This window comes from Legionella hackeliae, assembly GCF_000953655.1.
Taxonomy (GTDB): Bacteria; Pseudomonadota; Gammaproteobacteria; order Legionellales; family Legionellaceae; genus Tatlockia; species Tatlockia hackeliae.
Genome location: NZ_LN681225.1, coordinates 2792680 through 2814917 on the forward strand (window position 1 = coordinate 2792680; position 22238 = coordinate 2814917).

Genomic DNA, 22238 nt, shown 5'->3' on the forward strand with positions numbered 1-22238 from the left:
GATTAATTCCCCTTAACGATTAAAATTAGAATGAATAAACAAAATCCGAGAACAATGCGGATTAAGCGGGAACCTAGGAGGATAAGAAATCCTTCTTGTTCTTTTTCTGTATTGCCCATGAATTGATTAATGCACCAAATAAGGCCAATAATGACGAGCATGATGGCGACAAATCGGATGCTGCTTGAGTAGGCACTTGCAGTTGTATCGCCTGCAGCTTGTTTAAAACTGGAAGCAAAAGTTTTGGCAATATCTACTTTGCTCATAGTCACTTTCCTATAAAATCCAACGCTAACGGCTTGATGGTTTTAGGTTCAATGGCTGGTTTATTGATGTAATCAATCAGCGCATTACGAATGGACAGTAAATCGGTACGAAGGCCTGCATGTGTTTTTCCATCAGAGCCTTCATAATTTTCTATATGCAATTGGAAGCGGGTATTCGGTTCAATTTCCTTTTTCGCTTCATCAAGCAAAGGCATGATGGCATTAATCTGATTAATTATTCTGACCAGCGTTTGGTTGAGTGCATCGTCACTCGCATGAGAGGCTATTGGCAGACTTAATATGAGTAATAACAATAATCGTTTCATGTTTTTCTCCTACAAATACTTTTTAAATCGACTTGCGGTGATTGAAACCGTGATGCCTAACAATAGGCTTGCAGGTACAAAAACAAAGGCAGGCGTGATGCTTATGGGCAGCGCAAGCCATAAGCTTAATACCAGTAAAAGGCCTCGCTTGGCGTGGCGATTTAGTTGGTGAAAGACATAGGATGATTCACGGCCTAATGATGCGGTGCGGATAGCGCGTTGATTTAACCCATCAACCAGTCCAACCACGACCATTAATAAAAACAGAGGGATAGCCGAAATCAGAATAACCAGTTTGATGAACATTACTTGAGTAGTTAATCCCATCAGTAACCAAACTTGATTGGCAATTAGGATAAAATCTTGTGCTATTTCATTTAAATCGTTGGTTTCATCAGACATCACCTCATCCAGCCCTTTTTTAATCAGGGAGCCTGTTTGTGCTGCTTTGTTGGCAACATCTTGAGTAGGAATGGTTTTTAACCAGGATTTAATGGTGTTAGCAACACTCATTCCGTTAAATGCGGTAATTGCTTGCGTTTGTTTTTGAGAAAGTGTTGTAACTGAACTAAACGCTTTTTCAAACCCTAAACAGCACCAAAGACTGGATACCCAACCCATAAGGATTAACCAGCCCAATAAAACAAGCAGCATAAAACTCATGACCGTTTTTTTGGAGGGTTTGGGCGTTGCAGTCCTTATTGCCATAATTCTTCCCCAAAGAAAGCAAGTGGGTAATGGGTTTCTTGAAAGAGTTCCATTAAGTCATCCACGTTAGCCGGTAATAAAGACGCTTTAATGAGGCGTTGTAACGCCTGAAGTTGTTCACTGGTATTAATGTTGGCGACAAAGCCCAAGGCTTGTGCTTCTTCCAACTTTTTCGCGTTTTTTTGCAACCAAAGGTATGAGTCCGTATCATTCCCAATGATGAACACGGGGTTTGAGAAATTAACGAGTGTGAGAGTTCGCTTTTCTACTTTGCCAGCAGTGGCTTTACTTGATACTGGCAGCCTTGCATCCAGTTTTTCTTGTAGTTTTAAAGATTCTTCGGTGAGCTGGGCTTGGCTTTCTTTAATGAATTGCTCCATGTTAATGGCATAGCAGGACGTAATCATCAACAATACATAGAGTATAGCTGACTTTTTCATATTAAAACCTCCCCAAATCAACAATGCTGGAATGGCCGTTTTGGGAAAGTAGCAACAGGGGTAGTGACTTTTTGACTTTGAGTGATTGGTAGCTTAGTTCGCCGTGGTTAAGGGTAATACGGCCACCATTTACAAGATGTTGTGGTATTTGATGTTGATTTGCCCAGATTTGGATTGTCGTATCATTCATGTCCAGTAACATCAGATGCAACCGTGCATTTGGTGTTTGCTCTATGGCATCAAAGAGCATCAGCAAAATGGTTTTTACAGAATCTTGTTCTTTGATAAAGAAAAACAGCGTATCGCCTTGGCTTAATTGCACCGGTTTGTGGGCATAGGGTGAATAAGGGGATGGATCAAAATCACCAATCACAGGAACATTAACAAACAACTTGTTATAGGCTTTGTAAAAGGCATTGTTCCAGGCGATATTTTTAGCCACTTTCTGGGCTTCCTGTCTTGCTGCCAACTCTGCAAAATGGTTGCGTTCGGTTTCATTTCTGGCATTAAGACCCAGAATATCAATGGGGGTTTGTCTTAAGCCTTTGTAGTAGAGTTTACTTTTATTTTGCATAAGCAGGACATAACGTTTTTCTTCATCAGATGTTAATCCCCACACTTTAGCTTCATGCAGTTGGGTATCGGTCAGTGTAATTTTATTGATGTCTTGCTCTGAGGTCAGAGCGTCTTCATTAACCGTTAACCCTGTTTTTGCCAATGTTTTATCTTCAATGCCAAAGTGATTTAAGGGCTGTTGATTTAATCCTGGAATAGTTAGATCTGCATGTACTGCATGACAGGCTAATATGGGAATCAGAAAAGCAGAATACTTAAGCATCAGATTCCCCCTGCAACACATCCATCCTCACCACAACATGCTCTTTATTACCGTTTTCCAATTCCATGCGTTGTAGACCGAAGTCAATACTTAATACGGTCCAGCCAGCTAGTTGGTCGCTTTTTTCCAAAGGCACTGTTTTAAAGTTATAAGCCACTGTAGCCACACTGACTTGCTGAATGCTGTCTATACTGATGACTTTAAACGGTAAGTTGCTCGAGGGCAGGTATTTAATGGGATGCTGCTTTTTATCCAAAGACATCACCATTTCACGTAGTACATCCAGCTTTTGTGTTAATTCAGCACGATTATCATTGATCAGGCGATTAAGATCTGTTTCATTGTGATTTTTGAGCTGTTCAATCAAGGAGGTCAGTTTATGAAAATCCTGGTTAATAGCGGTTAAATCTACTGTCTCAACGGGCTTTTTAACTTCCTCATGCAAAGTACCAAGCTGTGCTTGCAAGGTATCAAGACGATGTGAAATAACATCTGAATCATTCGTTTTATTTGTTGGAAAATAGTTAGTGCCAACAATAACACCCACCAAAGTCAAGCCTAAACCTGCTGCCAATAAATACTTTAAGGTTGTTGCGCTATTGATCATGATTTACCCCAATTTCGTACTCCAGCTTTTAATTTGAAATTTACCTGCCGCAATAAGGGATCTTCGATCAAGCCAAAGGACTGTTGGCCAACAAGGACTTCAAGTCCGTCTTTAACAGTCAAAGGGCCGAGATTTCTATCAATCTGAGGTAAGGCTTGGTGCATGACGGTTTGTAGGCTTTCAGGTTGCTTTTCTTTCGATACCAGAGAAAACCCTGAAAACTTTAACCACCATTCAACTGCCTGACTTATGGTTTGTACTTCTTGAGGGAAATGGACTTGTTGAATGGCAAGGAGTGGATTGATCTGGGCTGCTAATGGTTTGTTAGCAACGGTTGCATAGCGGTTTATCTGGGTAACATTTGCAGCAATAGAGCAGAGTGATGTTAGACCTAGTGCGCCAATTAAAGATATTTGAACGCTAGTTTTCATTTTGATATCTCTTTATCGTTGTTTTGAGGATTGGTTTGTTTTCTTAAAAAAATTTCTTTTCGATCAACATCAATATGAGCTGGAGCCTTAATGCCTAAAGCGACTACTCCTCTTCGTTGATAAATGACATGTATTTCAATCTGTCCTTTATCAATTAATATTTGCTCACCCTTTTTTCTTGTCAGTACCAACATTATTTTTCTCCGGTTATTTTTATTTCATGTTTAAGATTGCTTTTATTTTTTTCAGGTATGTATTGGCAACAACAGGGTCACAAGGTTTGTAAGGTTCTCTGTGAAAACACTGTTTTTTTCTGGATGATAGTTGCTTACAACACTCAATAAATTGCGCCAGCGCAGGCGGCATTTCGCGGTTTTTAAGACACTCATCAATTGCTTGCTCAATTAACTGCACATCGAATCCTTCTAGTGCTTTTGACCATTCTTGACGTGCAAAATTTGAATAAGCTTCATTCTTGAATTGGCTACGCCATATGTGTCCATAGAAGGTTGAAAATTTCAGAAACAGTTTGTTGACTTGCTCAATGCAATTTCCAGAGGTTTTGGAACTCCGCGTCACTGAAACTTGGGCTTTCACGCAACTCTGTAGTCCTGATGCTGTTTGTAGATGATGCGTATTTACGATTTGTTTCATGGATTGCATAGTTATTCTCCTTGGCTTCAAGATTTGTTGATGTTGTATCCCAGCATCTCTGTGTTAACCAATTTGCTGGATATTTCCAGGATGGAACCCAAACGCCTTCGACGCGTTTTTTTGTCTCAAGTTGAATTTGTTCGGTTAAGCGGGCTATGATTTGCTGGACTAAACTCTGAGAAGGCTTTAGTTTTTTAAATACTTCAAAAGCGTTTTTTTTTTCTTTTTTCAGAGGGTACAGATCCCAGAAGACATCAAAGGCTTGTGATAAAGAAATAAAAAAATAATTATTATTATCTTGAGGAGTGGCGGGTTCACCCTTTGGGGTTGTGTCGGGATCTAGTTTATTCGTATTGGATTTTGTTGAGTCTAATAGACTTTTTTGTGGTTCTTGAGGTGCGCTATAGTCATGTGGTTTTATGGCGGCTTTATTATGAACAGAATCATGCCTGTCCAGTAATAAACAACGCAAAACAAGCTTCCTTTCCCAAGACTGGATTTGAATTAACCCAGCTTTCTCAAGCCCTTTCAAAGCACGTCGTAATTGATCTTTACTTGGGCTACCGCTTTTAATACCAGAATGAGGTTCTATGTAAAGTGCTTCACTCAATGATTGATAACTAATACCACGACGAATGCCGACTACCCCCGTTTTGTAATCAACGTAGGGTTTAATGCCTTGAAGATAACTTAATTGTTGCAGATAAGGTAAACCACTGAGTGCAGAAAGTTCCTGATGTGTGATAATAAAAAATTCCATAGCATGACCTATTATCAATGAATAAAAAAGAAAAATAAAACAGGATGTGATTTTTAAGTAAATTTATGATTAAATATGCTAAGTATAACTAATTTAAAAAGCACAAATAGTTTTAATTAATTAATTATATAAAACGAAACGTGTTTTTGTCAATGGGTATGTTTCATTTTTTTGAAGGATCATAATGGATATTAGAGAACAAATAGGTAATCGTATTACCAAAGCTCGTAAAGAACTGGGTATTACAATTAAAGAATTAGCAGCAAGAACGGCGAAACTTTCTCCTGCAAGAATTAGTAATTGGGAGCAGGGAACGCGAAGTCCTGGGCCATTGGAAGCTAAATTGCTTGCCGATCAGTTAAATGTGTCTGCTTCTTACTTGTTATGCTTAACAGATAATCCGCAAGGAGATTTGATTCAGAGTCCTAAAAATAAATTTCGGCATATCCCAATATTGAGTATTAAGGATGCGATACATGCTAGGGAAATTTTAGAGCAACAAGAACCTTTTGTTTTTGAAAAAACAATTTTGATTGATTCAATGAATCCTTCGATTAAAAGTCCAGCACTATTTGCGACCTCAGTAGAAGATAGCAGTATGCAACCGGAACTTATTCCAGGAAATGTAATAGTTGTGGACGGTGAGTTACAACCTAATCCAGGTAACTATGTTCTAGTTTATTTAACACAAAAAAAACAAACGGTATTGCGAAGATATGGAGAAGCAGATAGTTGCCACTTTCAGTTATTAGCAAGTAGTGATTTATGGGCAACAGTCAGTATTAAGGATGTTCACGAGGCTCAGATAATAGGGGTTGTTGTAGAAATTAGAAAGTATCTGCGGTGATTTTTTGTAGAGCATTCAAGAATAAGAACTCATATGATGCATTATAACTTAAAAGGAAAAACGGCCTTAATTACTGGCGCTTCCAGTGGTTTAGGTAAAATTATGCCCTTTTGTGTTAGCTGAGTATGGTTAAGGTGATTTTGATTGCCAGAAGTCAGAAAGCGTTGCATGCTGCTAATTAGCAAATTCCCAATTGCTCATTTTATTATTATGGATTGTACAGACTGGAAAGTCAGTAAGAGCTACCTTCCAACTGATTGAAGATTACTATCGAATTGATATTTGTATCAATAATGCAGGCATTGCCAAACTAACACCCCTATCTGAAGGATCAGATCACCAAGATTTTGAACACATAATACAAACCAATCTGATGGGTACTTGGTATGTCACTAAATCTATTGCAGGACAAATGTAAAATCTATTCTAGGGTCAATTATGAATGTATCTAGCGTCATTTGGGCTAATAACTCCGAGAAGAATTGGTTGTTATGCCGTTTTAAAAACGGAAGTTCTTCAAAATAAGCAAGGCACTAGTGGGAGAACTATCAAAGGTAAATATTCGTATCAATTGCATTGCTCTTGGACTATTTCATACCTTTGATCAATTGTAAATTAAATACTGCTGATACAAAAGAAGAGACGGTTCAAAAGATTTCATTACAGTTTGTAGGATCTCCTGCTGATCTTGATGGTTCGATTCTTTATTTAGCCTCTAATGATACTTCAAGGTATTATGGGTACAGGCAGCTGCCTAGTTGTCTATGTCGAACTCTCTTGAGGTGTTACATGACGATATCTTTTCGCAGCCTTATCTGGGCAGGATTTCCTACTTCTTTTAAAATGATTAGAAGAGCCCCGTGTCAAACCTGATCGAATAAGTGAAGTAGTTTGAACACTGGATAAAAATCACTCGAAAATACAGCAACTATATAAATTAATATAAGATAGAGAATGGAAAGAAACTCCATTTTGCTTTTATTATTTAACTGGATGAGCAACTCATAGGATACATTCCGTATTATGATGTGCCCGATTTTCTTACGGTACCTGCAATATCTTGTGATTTTCTAAACATTGCCGCTGTTGATTTCTATCTTAGTGAAGAATAAATTTTAGAATACGGGATTGGTTGCGCGGCACTGATGCAATTTATTCAGCATACTGTTTTTAATCAATTTGATACGACGCTAGTCACCCCAGAGATTAATAAACAGAGTGAAACCGCATGTTATCAAAAAGACGGGATTTATCGCTGAAAAATGTGGATTTATTTTGGAGGCGATACTTAAAAAACATTGTGTGAATTCTTTATTTGCAAAACCATCAACTGGTTTTATTCTTTACTCAAAAAGGAACGAGAAAAATGACTGAAATAAAAAAATCATGTGCAATAGTGAGCAGGTGGTCTCTTCCAATCCTAGAGAATGTAACATAATATGAAATAAAAATGTTTTGTTCACGTTACAGAAGATCTAGATGCAAAAGATCAAAAAAAAAGGAGAAGTCATCGATCAACTAATATTTGCTGATCGCATGATAATATTAAATAAGAATTTGCTATTAAGCATCCCAGCTAATTTCTCATGTACTTTATTAGTCTATCTAAGCCTATATCAAATAGTAAATCAAAAAACTCTTTTAATTTGGTTTATAACCACATTATCAGTTTTTGTTTTGCATGGCGCTCTCTTTTTATTTAATTGTTATCGCCCCTTACGATTAAAATCCTATTTAAAAATAATAATAAGTCTAGTAGTTATTTATGGTGGTTTATGGGGAGCAGCAGCTACGTTGCTTATACCTTATGGACTTTTATTAAACCTAATGTTTGTTATTATCGTTATTGTTGGAGTAACCTCTGGAGGGCTACATATCCTGCAGCCAAATTATTTAGTGAGTATCTTATTTTTTTCATTAACAACCATCCCACTCAGTATCTGGCTATTTTATCAAAAAGGAATTATCTACTGGTTATTGGGAACCGCTATGATAATTTACTTTTGCTTTCTATCTATTGTTTCTTGGATGGGTTATAGGCTTCTTAATAAAAATTTTAAATTACGTTACGAGAATTATGATTTAATTAATAAGTTGTTAGAAATGAATAACTCTTTAGAAGAAAGTGAGTCTCGGTTTCGTTGTGCATTCAATTCCGCTGCTATTGGTATGGCTATAATCTCTCTAGAAGGGCGATGGCTAAAAGTAAATGAAGCACTTTCGGAGATTGTTGGTTACTCAGAAAAGGAATTATTACAAACTGATTTTCAATCTATTACCTATCCAGATGATTTAGATCTGGATTTAAGTTATGTACGACAATTACTTGCCGGTGATATAAAATTTTATCATATGGAAAAACGCTACATTCATAAAAATGGTAGCATCATATGGATCCTACTAAACGGCGGTTTAATTCGAAACAATGAAAATAAGCCGCTCTATTTTATTGCACAAATTCAGAATATTGATGCTCAAAAAAGAGCAGAGCAAGAACTCATGCATATCGCTCATCATGATATTTTAACAGGATTAGAGAATAGAAAAAAATTAGAAATATCATTTGATCATGCTTTAGCCTATGCAAAAAGCCACCAAAAAAAAATTGCCGTAATGTTTTTGGATCTTGACAATTTTAAAAAAATAAATGACAAATTTGGGCATGATATAGGAGATCTTTTACTCATAGAAATTGCACAAATATTAAAATCATCTCTACGCTCAACTGATATAATTGCCCGACTTGGAGGAGATGAGTTCATCATTGCTCTTACTGAACTAGCTAACATATGTTCAGTTATGGAAATAGCAAGAAACATTCTTATTGCCATAGAAAAACCTATAATGATCAAACAACAACGAATTTTAATTACAGGTAGCATTGGTATAAGCTTATGCCCAGATGACGGTAACAACTTAAACACCTTAATTAAAAAAGCCGATGAAGCTTTGTACTATGTGAAAAGTATAGGAAAAAGTAACTTTCGATTATCAAGTTGGTCAGTGTAATCAAAAAAGTTGGGTTTCTCGCATCAATCAATTTTTGTTTTCATACACAGTAAGTATCTGGTCACTCTAAAAATATTGCTTCCCATCACTTTCAACTGTAGCAACCGATTTAAAGGTATATTCAAGCTAGTGATTATGACAAACCCCATCAAAGCCGACTTAAGGCCACAATACACAAAAGCATATTACGCTGCTTTTGTAATCGGGATGAATGGATAATACTGAACCCTTATTGACTCTAAGGTAAATAACACTCTTTTAGTAATATGACAGGTTTGTTTTTGAATATAATATTACACGCTAAAGCGATAGAAGAAAATTCAATAAATTTTCGAGGATGTAAAAAAAAGCATACTTCAATAACCTATTTTCTACCAAAAGCGCTGATGAGAATCAAGATAAATAACAATTGTTCAAATTAGAGATACCAAGAACGGACCTCAAGTCGTTGTGTAACGAGCATCTTCATCTTGAGTATTATAAACTCATCCATGAACTACTACTAAATAGCCCCGCCCCCCCCGCCTTTATTATTTCGTCAAAGCAACACAATGGCATCAGGAATCATTGATGCCTAGGGATGGTAATTTTTTATCTGATAAATTCCAACGTCCTCAACTTCATCACAGAATTTATCTTCTAAGTTTAGCTAGTCTAAAAGCAAAATCAGTGCAAAAGTAAAACTATACTAACTGTTTAAGATCATACTGTGGATCCCAAGTGGACATCAGGTCGAACTCCATAACACTAAACCTACTATCCTTTAGCAAGAAAAGGTTTATGCTTGTATTGATTCATAGTACAAGTTAACCTGATCGTTAACTTTAAGAATTAAAAGGATTTAGCCGTGAAATTTTATCAATCCGCTATAATCTTATCTGCATTTTTGAGTTTACCATACAATGTTAGAGCAGATACTTTAAGTACAGCACCATCCAGGTTTTTTTATATTAATGCTGGCTTAGGCGCTGTTTTCTCCAATACCACTACCAGTAATACTTCAAATTCGAACTCGGTTTTGTATGCACCAACAGAAATAGGCACTAGTTTATTTACTCTGCCTGATATTAATTGGCAAAATAAGTTTAAAAATGGCTATGGAATTAACCTAGCAGTCGGGAAACATTTTAGCCCAAATTGGCATGGAGACTTAGAGTTTTTGTACCAAAACATACAAAGAGAGACTTATGGTACTTATAATTGGCTTGAACAAAACAGTACAACTGGAGCAACCTATGCCCAACAGGCTAATAACCCCATTAGTAAGATACTAACAAGAGCTAACATTTATTCTTTTATGACTAATGCAAGTTATGATTTAATCAATATTGGAAAGCTACAACCTTTTTTTGGTGCTGGTTTAGGACTTGCCTGGTTAAGGTCAAATAGTACGCAAACCAATAATTCCATTAATATCGATGATCCCAATACTCCTCTAGTAGAAACAGCACCAGCTATGCAAAATAGTCCATCTCTATACGGAACAGCCTTTGCTTGGCAGTTTAAAGCAGGTATCAATTATGCCGTGAGCGAGAAAGGAACAGCTATTTTGCAATATCGTTTATTTAAGTCCACTGATTTTAAAGCAAATCAAAGCAGTATTATCACTAATCCAGGTACAGCTGGGCAAACAAAATTCTATGCAGGACAGCATGACATCAAGGGATTGTTAACCCATGCGGTTGAGTTAAACCTTCGCTTGGATCTTTAAATTCAAGGCTGGTTTCGTGTTTCAAGAAATAAAGATAAGTGAGTTAAAGACTCGCGATTTCTATAATTTAGATTTAATAGGATAGTCTTGTAGGATTTTTTAAATTTTGGTAAGCATGTTCTTATAGGTATCGAATTTTTTCATTGGTTCATCATTAAGTCCAATATATTCGCAGTTGAAGGTATCGTTAATTTTCAGTTGCTTCAGGTATCGTCAGCAGGGCACACACAATACACCCTCTTCACTTAATCTATTTTGAAAATCAGTATCAGACATAAGCACTTGCTCTTTATAAGAAGAGCCAAAACTCTCACGCGAATTTTTTAGTGATTCTAAACGAAATGATTTTATAGTTCCCAGTTTTATTGCCTATCTATTTATCTTCATAAATTGCTCTACACCAACGTCATCGGATGAGATTTAAATTCATCCATGTCAATATTTTTCCAAGCAAGGCGCCTATAATACTCAGATATTGTAGGATCAAGAGCAAACAAGTAAAATTTTTCAAAGCCAAGTTCTTTTGCTTTCTCGACTGCGGCATCAACTAACATTTTTCCGAACCCCTATTGTTGATATTTTGGATCAACCACCAAATCAACTATTCAAGGTCCTAAATCTGGTCTAACATCTTCGTTTAGTTGCAAAGTACGAGAGCCTACAGCAATTTCGTGGTATAGGACAATATAAGTAATACAAAGATCCATCCAGATTTTACCTAAAACTTCATTCAAATCTTAGCGAGCGTTGAAATAATGTCTGAGTATTGTTTTAGGCACAGCTATTATTATCATAATAATACCTGTAATACATCATTCCTCGTGGCAAAGAGTTCCTTGATGAAATACCCTTTGCCAAGGATTGTGTTTGTATTGCCAGAGCGAAGAACGCAAAACACTTTTTGAGGCGACAGTAACCTTATAGGTTGCCAATATGCATTCGGATGATAGCTCTAACACTGAAAATTATTAACCAAGTACCTTTTTGGTTCTTCTTCAGGAAGAGAATCAGGCAGGTGATTCTTATTGTAAATTAAACCAAAAGCTCCATACTCGATGAATTCATCAGCAATCAGTAGCTTTGGTTGTGAAATCGATCTTCTTGTTGCGAATTTAAGAGAGAAATCTCTAACTTATAAATCAGTTGGTGTCCTTGTTTCATAGCGATTTCTCATCTTAAAACGTTGAGACTTAAAAGCAATTATGCCCCATGAATAAGATCACATCTTTAGGTGAGCACAATCTATTTTAAAATGAACTAGGATTTTACCACAGTTGCTTGATAATTTTTACCAAGTCTTTGGTGTATCCTTGGGGTGCAGCACTCAATCAGTTGGAGATTCAGACGACATCCCGATAGCGAATTAAATCATAAATGATAAAATTATATCTCTCTAAATTGAATTGTCAGGATCGTTTTTAGTCGTAAAACATTACCAAGAACAATTGTCCTAAACGGCTAGCATCCTCTTCCTCCAGATAAAGGTTTCCTTTATAAACGTGGACTATTGTTTCAACCGGTAAATCAAGAACATAAGCTAAATGTTCAATATTTGATTTACTAAATCGCAGTAAAACCTCAATCCATAGTTTTTGTTTACATTTGTTTTGAGCAAAATTCAATCGAAAGCCATCGTTAAATTCAACAATACATCCCATGTTAAAACTCCGTGTAAATATTATGACAAATGGTGGAGTATAAATTGTTCAGCAAGATATCCTATCCCCAAATTTGGGTATTTTACGATAATAGCCCTGAACGAAATGCTTTTGAGACTGCTTCGGTAATATTAACGCAGTTCATTTTAGTTCGTATTGATTTGGCATGGGTATTTACTGTCTCACTGGATAAATGGAGGTATTCAGAGATTTTTTTTATAGTCATCCCTTTGGAAATCATAGTTAAGCATTGCAGTTCTCTGGGCGTGAGTTGGGTTAGTGTTTTTTTAACTGCTTTTCGCATAATGACATTGTTTCTGAACTCTGGATCATTAAACAGCGCTAACCATTTTTGATTTGGTAGAGCCGCTTTTATTTCAAGCAACATCGCATCAAGAAAAAGGCATATAAATTGTTCAAACGGATCTCTGACTTGGTAATAAAGCTTTTGGGGATCTGCTATTTTTTCAGAATGGTAAGCCTCTACAATTAAATCACATTCATCGCATTGACGAATCATAGCGAATGTGGTGTTTAATCTGTAACGGGCTTCCAATATTTGAATAATGGGAATTTGCATCGCATCATACTTTATATCTCGCTGAATAAAAAACTCTTTGCCGTTGTAAGTACTGCGGTCGTGATCAACATCTCCACGATACAATCCTTCAGTTCTATACGGAATAGCCCAAAGATATAGATTGGAAATGTAATATCGTTGACCGCCGTGAAAAAGCATTGAAATGGAAAAATTAGATATTTCTTTTGGGCAATTTAATTTCTCAGTTAAGTGATCAATTTTAGCACGAAACCGAATTGAGTCTGATAACTCATTATAATCATTTATGTTAACACAAATAGTTCCATCTTCATCAACGCTATGCATTGCTATACCTGTAACAGCAGTAGTACTTACAGCCAATCGTTTAATATTTGGTTTATTTTTTCCGGTTGCTCCAACATAGCCATGTGGCCACATTGCTCAATACAAATGAGTTTGGAGTGTTTTATATTCTTTGCCATATGTTCTGAACGCTCTGGAGGCATGACATTATCCTCTTTACTGGCTATTAATAGTGTCGGACATTCAATTAAAGGTAATAAAGTTGAATGATCTGGTTTACTTAAAGTGGCGTTGAGTTGATTTTTATAATTCTCGACCCCAACTTCCATTGCCATTTCTTGGGCTAGAGGCAATAACTCCTTATGTTTTTGTTTATCAAAAATTGAATTTTTAAATATGAGCTTGATTAAGAAATCAAATTTTCCTTTACTCATTATATCAAGTGAGCGTTCACGCTCTAATCGACCTTTTTCAGATACTAATTTGGCCGCAGAATTAATTAACACAAGCTTCTCTATGCTATTTGGAATATGCCGGTACAATTCAAGGGCAATATACCCCCCCATAGAAAACCCAATTAAAGTAAATTTTTTAGGGGCCTGTGGAATGAAACGATTAGCAATTTCTTCAATCGAATCGCTGTCAAGCACATCAACGTACCTTAATTTTTTGTTCTGCTGAAGAAAAAGTTCTTGTTGCTTCCAGATCTTTGGAGTTGCTAACGCTCCAGGAATAAGTACTATATCCTTGTTCATATTTTATGATCACATTATTTACAACCCTTATTAAGATATCCTATGGTGACAATAATTCAAGCAAAATTCGAGCATTTGAATCAAATTTATGCAACAATCCTGGAACTGGCAAAGTATGAGAACATTCTGGATAAAATTAAAATAACGGAATCACAGCTTGGTGAACTTCTTTTTTGTAATGAGCCTAATCATTTCGTTGGTGTGGGTTTGGTGGAAGAAAAAATTTGTGGTTTGGTGATGTTTAATTACACCCAAAATAACATTTGTGTCAATGTAACGCGGGGAATTTATATTGAGAATTTATATGTTTCTCCTCCGTATCGGCGTCAAGGAATTGGTTGTGCTTTATTCAAGTATGTTGCATGTAAAGCAGCTGCTCATAACTGTTCAAGAATAGAGTGGTGGGTATCTCGAAATAACCGAGAAGCCAGGCATTTTTATAAAAAAATTGGTGGGGTCGCTTTATTAGACTGGCAAATTTTTAAGTGTGACCAAATGGGTATTAATGTTGAGCATAGGAGTTGCTGATGAACATATCCTCTTCGAGTAAAGCATTATTCGCTGGCGTTTCTGGTACTGCATTACAATGGTATGACTTTGCGCTTTTTGGCTATTTCGCGCCAATTATTGCAGCGACTTATTTTCCTAACGACAATCAATTTGCTTCGCTTTTAAGTGCTTTTGGTGTATTTGCCGTTGGTTACTTATTAGCCCCAATAGGTTCACTATTTTTTGGCTATATTGGTGATCAGTTCGGAAGAAAACGTGCTTTAACTCTCAGTATTCTAGCTATGGCTATTCCTACAGCTCTAATAAGCGTCGTTCCTTCTTACCAATATATTGGAATCGCAGCACCTCTTCTTATTACTTTGTTAAGGGTAATTCAAGGTTTTGTCGCAAGTAGTGAATTTACTGGATCTGCTATTTTTCTTGTTGAACATGCTAAGCCTGAGAAAAAAGCATTTTATGGTTGTTTAACCAGCTCAGCTTACAGTACTGGTTTGATAATGGCTGGCCTGGCAGCTTCATTCTTTACGGCTTCATTTATGCCAGACTGGGGATGGCGAATCGGTTTTGGATTGGCTTTGATTGCTGGTATTTTGATTTTTTATTTACGAACCCATGTTGCTGAAACGCCTGAATATGAACATATTGCGCAACATGATAAACGACGTTTGCCTTTTCTGGCGGCGCTAAAAGAAGCGCCTCTGGCAGTAGCTGGTATTATAGGGATAGCATGGTTGGTGAGTATCATGACTTTTGGAACTTATGTGTTTACCGCTACGTACCTGCATAGCTATTTTCATATTTCACTTGGTTTAGCTACCTTAATTATCACTCTGGCTTTAGCAGTTGACGCCACACTTGAACCATTTATTGCTTTGTTAGCAGAAAGAATTGGGCTGATAAAGGTAATTCGATTAGGTATGGTGGCCATGTTACTTTTGAGTATTCCCATTTTTTACCTACTTGCCACCGGTAATGTTGTTTTGATAGCAATAGGATTGATTTTTATGTCTATTTTGATTGCCATTACTTATGCACCACTCAACGCATATATGGTTTCTCTATTCCCTCATCAATATCGTTATAGTGGGTTTGGAGTTGCTTTTAATGTAGGTATTTCATTGTTTGGTGGTACTACACCTATAGTGATGATGTGGCTGGTGAATACAACAAGTAATTTTATTTCACCCGCTTGGTATTTTATGTTTGGCGCAATCATAGGATTAGCCTCCATAATGGTTTGTGAACAAGGTCGAAGAAAATTGATACTTTTGGAATCTGCTTTAGCCTATTAAAATGAGGTATTTGTAATGTTATTGTTTAGTTCTGCTTTAACAAAGCACAAACTTACTTTTACACGATTAAGTAATTGTATGGAATATATCCCCCTTGCAGCCAAATGGGCTGAAGATGAATGGGGATACATACGAAACAAAGGGGTTGAATATCGTGAAGGTGTAATGCATGCGTTGAGTCATGATGTCTACATTGGCACTTATGCAGGACAACCTGTAGCGATGTTTGCTCTATTGGAACATGAGTTTCCTAACCCACGTGGGTTGAGTGCACGTGAACTAATGTATGTCTATGTAGATAAAAATTATCGAGGGCTAGGGTTTGGCAAGCAGATTATTGAAGAAGCAAAACGGTTAGCAGCTGCGGCAGGTTCGGATTTGATTTTGTTAGATACGTTAAGGCCTAATTTAAATCGATTATATGAAAAGCATGGTGCGAAAGTAGTTTGTGAGGGTAGCTTGTTCTCTCATCCAACAGATGTATTAAGTATGTCAATTTAATAATTTTTTAGGAATTTTATAAGTGGCCAAAGAATTAAAAGAAAGCAACCAGGCAGACTTTGCTAAAGTGCATCAAATGATTACTGAGGCTAAATCCAGAGTTTGGCAACAAGTCAATAAAACTCTTATTCAGTTGTATTGGTCTATCGGACAATATGTATCTAATAAGATAACACATGATGGTTGGGGCAAGGGTATTGTAGAAGAGCTAGCGGACTATATATCAATAGAGCTACCAACAATTAAGGGGTTTTCAGCGCGTAATATACGGAGAATGAATCAATTTTACGAGACTTATCATGAGAATACAGAACTGTCGGTAGTGCTGACAGAAATTACGTGGACAAATCATTTGCACATTTTGTCTAAAACAAAGTCTATTGAAGAAAAAGAGTTTTATCTGCGTTTAGCCGCCAAACATCATACTCTGAACGCGATTTTTCAAGGTTAATAAACGCCGGAACATTTGAAAGAACGGTGCTTGCCGATCAAAAACTGTCAGCAGTGCTGACAGAATTACCTGATAGCAAGGGGAGGTTTAAAGACAGTTATGTTTTTGAATTTTTAAATTTACCTGATGATCACAAAGAAAAAGATTTAAGACGAGCCTTGGTCGCAAACTTAAAAAAATTTCTACTTGAACTTGGCCCAGATTTTAGTTTGATTGGAGAGGAATACCCTTTGCAAGTAGGAATGAAAGATTTTCGTGTGGATTTATTACTTTTTCATCGAGCGCTTAACTGTATGATTGCAATAGAATTAAAGTGCACAGAATTTAGTCCTTCGCATTTAGGGCAATTACAATTTTATTTAGAAGTATTGGATAAAAACATAAAAAAGCACATGAAAATCCAACGATTGGTATATTAATTTGCAAAACGAAGGATGAAGAGGTTGTTCATATGCGATGAATAGACATGCTTCTCCAACGTTAACTGCAGAGTAAGAAACCAAATTAATTAGTAAAGCTGTATTGCAAAATAAGTTACACGAGTTTGCATTACAGTGGGACAATGATGAATAGTAGGTATTCCAAATAAATTATTTTTCAAAAAATTAAAGAAAACAATTGAACCAAAAAACACGATATGTTTAAATAAAATAACAAATCGTGTTTTTTGGTTTTTAATATGTCTACTATCGCTTTACTACCTCGACTTATCCGTTTGAAAGACGTCCCCAAGTATATTGGCATGGACAGAAATCGATTTAATACTTTCGTAAGACCTAATCTTATAGAAATTCCTATAGGCAAACAAGGCGTAGCGTTTGATCGACTTGACCTTGATGCTTGGGTAGATCAATATAAGCAGTGTAGTGGGCGTCCAGGCGGCAAAGAGCAAAGGAGTACAAAGCCATGGGACGTAAACAAACAACAGGACTATTTAAAAGAGGCCAAGTTTGGCATATCGAAAAGCAAGTCCTTGGACATCGCATTCGAGAAAGCACTGGCACAAAGTCGCTCCAGGAAGCGGAGCAATACTTAGCCAGGCGGATCGAAGAGATTAGACAGGCAACGATATATGGAGTAAGGCCAAAACGCAGTTTTAAAGAAGCTGCGGTGCGATTTTTAAATGAAAATCAACATAAGGCCAGCATTGATACCGATGCAATACTTCTAAAGTCTATTTGCCCGTTTATTGGTGATTTGACCTTGGAGCAAGTGCATATAGGAACGTTGCAATCATTTATAAAAGCAAAACAGGAAGCGAAACTTAAAACGAAATCAATTAATAATACACTGGAGTTAGTTCGGCATATTTTAAACATTGCAGCAACTGAGTGGATTGATGAGAATAGTTTAACGTGGCTTCTGGTTGCTCCTAAGATTAAATTATTGCCAGTTAAAGATGCACGAGCACCATTTCCTTTATCTTGGTCAGAGGAATCAAGGTTCTTAGAAGCGTTGCCAGTTCATTTAAATCAAATGGCACGTTTTAAAGTTAATACAGGATGCCGAGAGCAAGAAGTATGTCAATTACGTTGGGAATGGGAAAAACGTGTTCCAAGTTTAAATACGAGCGTTTTCATTATTCCTAGCCATATTAATAGGGATGGTGAATTAAGACAGCTGGTAAAAAATGGGGAAGATCGGCTGGTTATCCTTAATGATGAAGCTAAAGCAGTCATTGAGGAGGTTAGAGGTATTCATTCTGAGTTTGTGTTTTCTTACAATGGAAAGCCAATTACACGCATGAACAATACAGCTTGGCGAAATGCGCGTAAAAAAGCAAATCTCAGTGATCTGAGAGTTCATGATTTAAAACACACTTTTGGAAGAAGACTTCGAGCAGCTGGTGTAAGTTATGAGGATAGACAGGATCTGTTGGGGCATCGTTCTGGCAGGATTACTACTCATTATTCTCAGGCTGAGTTGAGCAATTTATTGGAGGCTGCAAATTTAATTATTCAAAGCCGACGAGAAAGTAAAGAGCTTACTATTCTGAGAGTAAAACAAGGTGGAACCCACACTATCCCCACAAAATCCCCACAGTGTGAAATTAGGGCAGTAGGTTAATTTAAAAATTAAGAGCTAACTATTTGATTTTAAAACGATTAAATGGCGCGCTCGGAGGGACTCGAACCCCCGACACCTTGGTTCGAAGCCAAGTACTCTATCCAGCTGAGCTACGAGCGCAATGAGGGACAGCAAAGAACCGTTGGTATTGCCACAGTGCTGTCTGGACTTAAACAGCATAGGCCAGAAATGGTGGGCCGTATAGGATTCGAACCTATGACACAGAGGTTAAAAGCCTCCTGCTCTACCGACTGAGCTAACGGCCCTAAAGAGGCTGGAATGATACCCGATTAAGGTAAAATTTCAAGTGTTTTCTGTCTTTTATTTTTCATGAGTGCTCGACCAGTATATAAGTCGTCACTGCTTGCCAAAATTGTCCAACCATCAGCGGTTAAATTACTGATTTTTGTTTTTAGCCCCATTTTAGGCACAACAAGTAACAGCACGTCAGCACCCAATGCACCACACCCTTTCGCCGCGAGTACATCTTCTTGCATTTTTAACGCTTGGATATGTCGCAAACTGTGCGGGGCAATGAGATTGCAATTGTTTAAATGTTGCTGGTAATTGTTGATCGCATCTACCAATTCATTGCTATTGGTTTGTTCAAAAGCTCTTTTAGCCTGTTCAGAAATGGCAGACAGCTCATTAATGGAATTAGGTAGGGTTGTACGCTGCAAATGATAATGAGTGGCTAGCTTTTGCCCACTGTGCAGCAATAAAAAAGCAATGTCTTTAAAGCCCCAATCATAGGATTCAATACTATTATTCTGGCGATTGATATAAACACAACGGTTTTGTAGTTGAGCCAGTACGTCATATCCACTTGGCCTTAATCCCTCGCCTCGCCAAGCAAATTGGTAATAGGTATCAAGCAACGCGTCCATGTTAGGTTTAATATGCAAAAGATGACAGCTGGCCAAATAAGCACCAATAAACTGGGCACTTGAGGCCCCTAAGCCTCCTTTCCCTTCATATGGATCACGCCACAATAATCCTTGCATAGGAGTACGATGATGTAACCACCATTGTCCTGCAGGAGAATCGGGGTGAATACCATGCATTAAACTATCTGTAGCAATAGCTAACTCAAAACACGGCGCTGTAGTTAATATAATCGCTGAACCACCAGCAACTGCTGCATATTCACCAAGTAAAAATGTTTTTGCTGGAATACGCCATTTCATGATGTGGTTTGCGCTCGTCTGATTTCAGTTAAAAGTTCACAAGCATTATTGACACTAATTCGTTTGTTAGCAATTAACCAACTTTGCAAACGCTCTTTCAATACAGGCACTTCGTGATCGGTAGCTCCCGCCACCAACAACAAATTATCGATATGCAATTTCATGTGGCCTTGAATAATTCCTTCAGTACATAGGGCTCTAATTGCTCCTAGATTTTGTACTAGACCTACTGCTGCCAATACTCGGGACAAATGATTAGCGGATTGGATACCCATCATGCGTAAACAGAGTTTTGCAGTAGGATGCAACGCCGTTACCCCCCCTACAGTTCCTACAATAATAGGTGCTGTTAATTCGCCAATCAGTACCCCTTCCTGATAACGCCAACGCGTAATTGCTTGATAATGTCCAGAGCGACTTGCATAAGCATGAATACCCGCTTCCACAGCTCGCCAATCGTTCCCAGTAGCAATTAGGACTGGGTCTATCCCATTCATTACCCCTTTGTTATGCGTTGCAGCACGATAAGAGTCTATTTCAGCAAATAAAGAAGCTTCCTGTAGACGTTCACCTAACTCAGGCTCTACATTTCGAATCGTTACTTTTGCCGTAGTCAGCTTCTCATCATTTAAATTCGATAAAATACACATGGTGACTTGTTCACCAGTGATATTTTCAATAGGTATTTTTAAAAACTCCAGGACCTGGTTAATGATATTAGCGCCCATGGCATCGCAAGTATTCATAGTCACATGAATAACTGCCATATCGCCGCCATCATGACGAGGTATATGGCGTAATTGCAAATCCATAACGCCCCCCCCTCGCTTAACCATGGTTGACGCGACTTCTACATTCGCTTTTTCGAGTAAAAATTGCTTATTCTCACTAAAAATGCTGGATAATCTGGCAAAGTCAGTTACTTTTGCCATTTGAATTTGGCCTAGAATACAGTCGCCAGTCACCCAGGTTTTAATCTCGCCGTGTTGTCTTATCCATTTGGCCGTTTTAGATAAAGCCGCAATGATAGATGTTTCCTCCACCGCTAGAGGAACAACATAGTCTTCTCCATCAATGCAAAAATTAGTTGCCACGCCTAAAGGAAGTTGAAAATAGCCAATAACATTCTCAATCAATTTATCTGCAAGAGCTGTCTCTTGTACACCACCATTGCGTAGAAATTGAATATCTTCAGGGGTTAAAGCACCCAACTCCAGTAAGCGCTGAAAACGCTCTTCACGTGCTAATTTGGAAAAACCCTGAAATAATTGACTGGCATTGTTACTTAACGGCATGCCTTCTCCTTAAGCTCAGTGAGTACGCGACTGCCTGTACAAAACATAGCGACCTTTAGTTCATATTCAATGGTGTTCATGAGAGCATACACCCTCTCTGCATTTTGTAATGCAGCATCCAGCATGGGTTTTGCAAAACCCACAGTGCTTGCACCCAATGCGAATAGTTTCGCAGCATCTAACCCATGACGCACACCACCTGAACCCCAAACCTCAAAACGAGGGGACAGCGCTACAGCATTTTCAACACTCTGTACAGTATCTATTCCCCAATTCCGAAAACTAACCGCAGCACGTTGCTGAACGCTACCTTCAACAGCACGATGCCCCTCAATTCGCCCCCAATGCGTGCCACCTACGCCACTGACATCAACAGCTGCAACGCCTATGTCATTTAAGCGTTGTAGAGTGGGCTGTGAAAAGCCACATCCTGTTTCTTTTACAATGATGGGTATTGGTAATTTTTCAACCAATTTGGCAAGAGCATCCCAACAGCCTTTAAACGAAGGGGTACCTTCAGGCTGAATTGCTTCCTGGAGAGGATTACAATGAACAATTAAAGCCTGCGCTTGCAATGCATCTGTTAGACGCTGCAAGGTTGTGATTGGAACATTAATAATCTGTGCAATCCCTAAATTGCTAAACAGGGTGACATTAGGAAAATTTTTTCGCAACTCTTTCCATTCAGAAGCTGCGTCTTCATCGGTTAATTCACGACGCTGAGAGCCAACTCCCATAGCCCATTTACTTTGAGAGCAAGCAGCAATTAAATTCCGATTAATGTTAATTGCATCCCGATGACCTGCAGTCATCGAGCTAACCAGGAAAGGGGTATCAATGTTTTGTTCAAATCGCTGGCTGGAGATAGAAATTTCATCAAAATCCAAGTCAGGTAAGGCTTCATGAGTGAGAGAAATGCTATCCAGAACATTTAATTCGCTAGCTTGATTAGCGTCCATTAAAGCAAGAGCAATATGATCTTGTTTGCGTTTCTCAAATTGGCTGTAGTTGTCTTGCATACCCTAATACTGCATTATAAAAATGGTAAAGATTTTAACATAGTTTAATCTCTACTAGGAAC

At 37.7% G+C, this 22238-nt stretch carries 27 protein-coding genes and 2 tRNA genes; 10 read left to right on the forward strand and 19 right to left on the reverse strand.

The window, feature by feature from the left end; all coding sequences use genetic code 11:
* Nucleotides 1–2: 2 nt before the first annotated feature.
* The 10 genes from LHA_RS12245 to LHA_RS12290 all read right to left on the reverse strand — a co-directional run bounded on the left by LHA_RS12245 (nt 3) and on the right by LHA_RS12290 (nt 5030).
* On the reverse strand, nt 3–266 hold the full coding sequence (locus LHA_RS12245; RefSeq protein ID WP_015961511.1) for a hypothetical protein: 264 nt from the start codon (nt 264–266) through the stop codon (nt 3–5).
* 2 nt (nt 267–268) lie between these two features.
* Nucleotides 269–592: a hypothetical protein gene (locus LHA_RS12250; protein WP_045106794.1), complete on the reverse strand. Its 324-nt coding sequence runs from the start codon at nt 590–592 to the stop codon at nt 269–271.
* Between the two features lie 9 nt (nt 593–601).
* Complete coding sequence (locus LHA_RS12255; protein WP_045106795.1) at nt 602–1300, reverse strand: TIGR03747 family integrating conjugative element membrane protein; 699 nt, start codon at nt 1298–1300, stop codon at nt 602–604.
* Nucleotides 1291–1740 carry an integrating conjugative element protein gene (locus LHA_RS12260; RefSeq protein ID WP_045106796.1) on the reverse strand — a complete coding sequence of 150 codons (450 nt, stop codon included), beginning with the start codon at nt 1738–1740 and terminating at the stop codon, nt 1291–1293. The genes LHA_RS12255 and LHA_RS12260 overlap by 10 nt, the downstream gene beginning before the upstream one ends.
* Before the next feature lies 1 nt (nt 1741).
* A complete protein-coding gene (locus LHA_RS12265) occupies nt 1742–2578 on the reverse strand; it encodes a TIGR03759 family integrating conjugative element protein (RefSeq protein ID WP_045106797.1) in 837 nt (278 codons plus the stop codon).
* Nucleotides 2571–3185, reverse strand: a complete 615-nt coding sequence (locus LHA_RS12270; protein WP_045106798.1) for a hypothetical protein — start codon at nt 3183–3185, stop codon at nt 2571–2573. The genes LHA_RS12265 and LHA_RS12270 overlap by 8 nt, the downstream gene beginning before the upstream one ends.
* Nucleotides 3182–3616 carry a PFGI-1 class ICE element type IV pilus protein PilL2 gene (gene pilL2, locus LHA_RS12275; protein ID WP_045106799.1) on the reverse strand — a complete coding sequence of 145 codons (435 nt, stop codon included), beginning with the start codon at nt 3614–3616 and terminating at the stop codon, nt 3182–3184. Before pilL2 ends, LHA_RS12270 begins: the two co-directional genes overlap by 4 nt.
* Nucleotides 3613–3810: a carbon storage regulator gene (locus LHA_RS12280; protein ID WP_027220152.1), complete on the reverse strand. Its 198-nt coding sequence runs from the start codon at nt 3808–3810 to the stop codon at nt 3613–3615. The genes pilL2 and LHA_RS12280 overlap by 4 nt, the downstream gene beginning before the upstream one ends.
* 19 nt (nt 3811–3829) lie before the next feature.
* Nucleotides 3830–4030: a hypothetical protein gene (locus tag LHA_RS17390; RefSeq protein ID WP_231861916.1), complete on the reverse strand. Its 201-nt coding sequence runs from the start codon at nt 4028–4030 to the stop codon at nt 3830–3832.
* 127 nt (nt 4031–4157) lie between these two features.
* Nucleotides 4158–5030, reverse strand: a complete 873-nt coding sequence (locus LHA_RS12290; RefSeq protein WP_045106801.1) for a hypothetical protein — start codon at nt 5028–5030, stop codon at nt 4158–4160.
* A 184-nt stretch (nt 5031–5214) separates the two neighbouring features.
* Between LHA_RS12290 and LHA_RS12295 the strand changes: the two genes are divergently transcribed.
* From LHA_RS12295 to LHA_RS12310, 4 genes are all read left to right on the forward strand, one after another.
* Nucleotides 5215–5877 carry a LexA family transcriptional regulator gene (locus LHA_RS12295; protein WP_045106802.1) on the forward strand — a complete coding sequence of 221 codons (663 nt, stop codon included), beginning with the start codon at nt 5215–5217 and terminating at the stop codon, nt 5875–5877.
* A gap of 193 nt (nt 5878–6070) precedes the next feature.
* The gene (locus LHA_RS17680; RefSeq protein ID WP_045106803.1) at nt 6071–6295 is read left to right on the forward strand and encodes an SDR family oxidoreductase; all 225 of its coding nucleotides are present in this window, start codon (nt 6071–6073) and stop codon (nt 6293–6295) included.
* Nucleotides 6296–7356: 1061 nt separating this feature from the next.
* Nucleotides 7357–8886, forward strand: a complete 1530-nt coding sequence (locus LHA_RS12305; RefSeq protein WP_045106804.1) for a GGDEF domain-containing protein — start codon at nt 7357–7359, stop codon at nt 8884–8886.
* Between the two features lie 847 nt (nt 8887–9733).
* Complete coding sequence (locus LHA_RS12310; RefSeq protein ID WP_231861917.1) at nt 9734–10597, forward strand: outer membrane protein; 864 nt, start codon at nt 9734–9736, stop codon at nt 10595–10597.
* A gap of 395 nt (nt 10598–10992) precedes the next feature.
* On the opposite strand, the gene LHA_RS17395 is transcribed toward LHA_RS12310, so the two are convergent.
* From LHA_RS17395 to LHA_RS12330, 4 genes are all read right to left on the reverse strand, one after another.
* Nucleotides 10993–11151 (reverse strand): GNAT family N-acetyltransferase, encoded by a 159-nt coding sequence (locus tag LHA_RS17395; protein WP_231861918.1) that lies wholly within the window; start codon nt 11149–11151, stop codon nt 10993–10995.
* 864 nt (nt 11152–12015) lie between these two features.
* Nucleotides 12016–12255, reverse strand: a complete 240-nt coding sequence (locus LHA_RS12320) for a hypothetical protein (RefSeq protein WP_045106805.1) — start codon at nt 12253–12255, stop codon at nt 12016–12018.
* An 82-nt stretch (nt 12256–12337) separates the two neighbouring features.
* On the reverse strand, nt 12338–13234 hold the full coding sequence (locus LHA_RS12325; RefSeq protein ID WP_231861919.1) for a helix-turn-helix transcriptional regulator: 897 nt from the start codon (nt 13232–13234) through the stop codon (nt 12338–12340).
* Nucleotides 13168–13854, reverse strand: coding sequence for an alpha/beta fold hydrolase (locus tag LHA_RS12330; RefSeq protein WP_045106806.1), 687 nt, complete (start codon nt 13852–13854; stop codon nt 13168–13170). Before LHA_RS12330 ends, LHA_RS12325 begins: the two co-directional genes overlap by 67 nt.
* Nucleotides 13855–13896: 42 nt before the next feature.
* Between LHA_RS12330 and LHA_RS12335 the strand changes: the two genes are divergently transcribed.
* From LHA_RS12335 to LHA_RS12355, 6 genes are all read left to right on the forward strand, one after another.
* Nucleotides 13897–14382 carry a GNAT family N-acetyltransferase gene (locus LHA_RS12335; RefSeq protein ID WP_231861920.1) on the forward strand — a complete coding sequence of 162 codons (486 nt, stop codon included), beginning with the start codon at nt 13897–13899 and terminating at the stop codon, nt 14380–14382.
* Nucleotides 14382–15656 (forward strand): MFS transporter, encoded by a 1275-nt coding sequence (locus LHA_RS12340; RefSeq protein ID WP_045106807.1) that lies wholly within the window; start codon nt 14382–14384, stop codon nt 15654–15656. The genes LHA_RS12335 and LHA_RS12340 overlap by 1 nt, the downstream gene beginning before the upstream one ends.
* A gap of 15 nt (nt 15657–15671) precedes the next feature.
* The gene (locus tag LHA_RS12345; RefSeq protein ID WP_045106808.1) at nt 15672–16157 is read left to right on the forward strand and encodes a GNAT family N-acetyltransferase; all 486 of its coding nucleotides are present in this window, start codon (nt 15672–15674) and stop codon (nt 16155–16157) included.
* A 22-nt stretch (nt 16158–16179) separates the two neighbouring features.
* Nucleotides 16180–16608: a DUF1016 N-terminal domain-containing protein gene (locus LHA_RS17400; protein ID WP_231861921.1), complete on the forward strand. Its 429-nt coding sequence runs from the start codon at nt 16180–16182 to the stop codon at nt 16606–16608.
* A 26-nt stretch (nt 16609–16634) separates the two neighbouring features.
* Nucleotides 16635–17027, forward strand: a complete 393-nt coding sequence (locus tag LHA_RS17405; RefSeq protein WP_231861922.1) for a PDDEXK nuclease domain-containing protein — start codon at nt 16635–16637, stop codon at nt 17025–17027.
* A gap of 487 nt (nt 17028–17514) precedes the next feature.
* A complete protein-coding gene (locus tag LHA_RS12355; RefSeq protein ID WP_045106809.1) occupies nt 17515–18675 on the forward strand; it encodes a tyrosine-type recombinase/integrase in 1161 nt (386 codons plus the stop codon).
* Between the two features lie 43 nt (nt 18676–18718).
* Here the strand turns inward: LHA_RS12355 and LHA_RS12360 are convergent.
* The 5 genes from LHA_RS12360 to fni all read right to left on the reverse strand — a co-directional run bounded on the left by LHA_RS12360 (nt 18719) and on the right by fni (nt 22176).
* Nucleotides 18719–18795: transfer RNA gene (locus LHA_RS12360), tRNA-Arg, on the reverse strand.
* Nucleotides 18796–18865: 70 nt separating this feature from the next.
* Nucleotides 18866–18941, reverse strand: a tRNA-Lys gene (locus tag LHA_RS12365).
* A 24-nt stretch (nt 18942–18965) separates the two neighbouring features.
* Nucleotides 18966–19862 (reverse strand): mevalonate kinase family protein, encoded by an 897-nt coding sequence (locus LHA_RS12370; RefSeq protein ID WP_045106810.1) that lies wholly within the window; start codon nt 19860–19862, stop codon nt 18966–18968.
* Nucleotides 19859–21157, reverse strand: coding sequence for a hydroxymethylglutaryl-CoA reductase, degradative (locus LHA_RS12375; RefSeq protein WP_045106811.1), 1299 nt, complete (start codon nt 21155–21157; stop codon nt 19859–19861). Before LHA_RS12375 ends, LHA_RS12370 begins: the two co-directional genes overlap by 4 nt.
* A complete protein-coding gene (fni, locus tag LHA_RS12380; protein ID WP_045106812.1) occupies nt 21148–22176 on the reverse strand; it encodes a type 2 isopentenyl-diphosphate Delta-isomerase in 1029 nt (342 codons plus the stop codon). The genes LHA_RS12375 and fni overlap by 10 nt, the downstream gene beginning before the upstream one ends.
* Between the last annotated feature and the right edge of the window lie 62 nt (nt 22177–22238).

Coding starts and splice junctions, on each gene's coding strand:
- LHA_RS17395 (WP_231861918.1), bottom strand. CDS start 11,151: ATGTTAGTTGATGCCGCAGTCGAGAAAGCAAAAGAACTTGGCTTTGAA.
- LHA_RS12335 (WP_231861920.1), top strand. CDS start 13,897: ATGGTGACAATAATTCAAGCAAAATTCGAGCATTTGAATCAAATTTAT.
- LHA_RS12370 (WP_045106810.1), bottom strand. CDS start 19,862: ATGAAATGGCGTATTCCAGCAAAAACATTTTTACTTGGTGAATATGCA.
- LHA_RS12305 (WP_045106804.1), top strand. CDS start 7,357: ATGCAAAAGATCAAAAAAAAAGGAGAAGTCATCGATCAACTAATATTT.
- LHA_RS12325 (WP_231861919.1), bottom strand. CDS start 13,234: ATGTGGCCACATGGCTATGTTGGAGCAACCGGAAAAAATAAACCAAAT.
- LHA_RS12345 (WP_045106808.1), top strand. CDS start 15,672: ATGTTATTGTTTAGTTCTGCTTTAACAAAGCACAAACTTACTTTTACA.
- LHA_RS12255 (WP_045106795.1), bottom strand. CDS start 1,300: ATGGCAATAAGGACTGCAACGCCCAAACCCTCCAAAAAAACGGTCATG.
- LHA_RS12340 (WP_045106807.1), top strand. CDS start 14,382: ATGAACATATCCTCTTCGAGTAAAGCATTATTCGCTGGCGTTTCTGGT.
- LHA_RS12250 (WP_045106794.1), bottom strand. CDS start 592: ATGAAACGATTATTGTTATTACTCATATTAAGTCTGCCAATAGCCTCT.
- fni (WP_045106812.1), bottom strand. CDS start 22,176: ATGCAAGACAACTACAGCCAATTTGAGAAACGCAAACAAGATCATATT.
- LHA_RS12260 (WP_045106796.1), bottom strand. CDS start 1,740: ATGAAAAAGTCAGCTATACTCTATGTATTGTTGATGATTACGTCCTGC.
- LHA_RS12270 (WP_045106798.1), bottom strand. CDS start 3,185: ATGATCAATAGCGCAACAACCTTAAAGTATTTATTGGCAGCAGGTTTA.
- LHA_RS12320 (WP_045106805.1), bottom strand. CDS start 12,255: ATGGGATGTATTGTTGAATTTAACGATGGCTTTCGATTGAATTTTGCT.
- LHA_RS12280 (WP_027220152.1), bottom strand. CDS start 3,810: ATGTTGGTACTGACAAGAAAAAAGGGTGAGCAAATATTAATTGATAAA.
- LHA_RS12375 (WP_045106811.1), bottom strand. CDS start 21,157: ATGCCGTTAAGTAACAATGCCAGTCAATTATTTCAGGGTTTTTCCAAA.
- LHA_RS12355 (WP_045106809.1), top strand. CDS start 17,515: ATGGGACGTAAACAAACAACAGGACTATTTAAAAGAGGCCAAGTTTGG.
- pilL2 (WP_045106799.1), bottom strand. CDS start 3,616: ATGAAAACTAGCGTTCAAATATCTTTAATTGGCGCACTAGGTCTAACA.
- LHA_RS12265 (WP_045106797.1), bottom strand. CDS start 2,578: ATGCTTAAGTATTCTGCTTTTCTGATTCCCATATTAGCCTGTCATGCA.
- LHA_RS12295 (WP_045106802.1), top strand. CDS start 5,215: ATGGATATTAGAGAACAAATAGGTAATCGTATTACCAAAGCTCGTAAA.
- LHA_RS12290 (WP_045106801.1), bottom strand. CDS start 5,030: ATGGAATTTTTTATTATCACACATCAGGAACTTTCTGCACTCAGTGGT.
- LHA_RS12330 (WP_045106806.1), bottom strand. CDS start 13,854: ATGAACAAGGATATAGTACTTATTCCTGGAGCGTTAGCAACTCCAAAG.
- LHA_RS12245 (WP_015961511.1), bottom strand. CDS start 266: ATGAGCAAAGTAGATATTGCCAAAACTTTTGCTTCCAGTTTTAAACAA.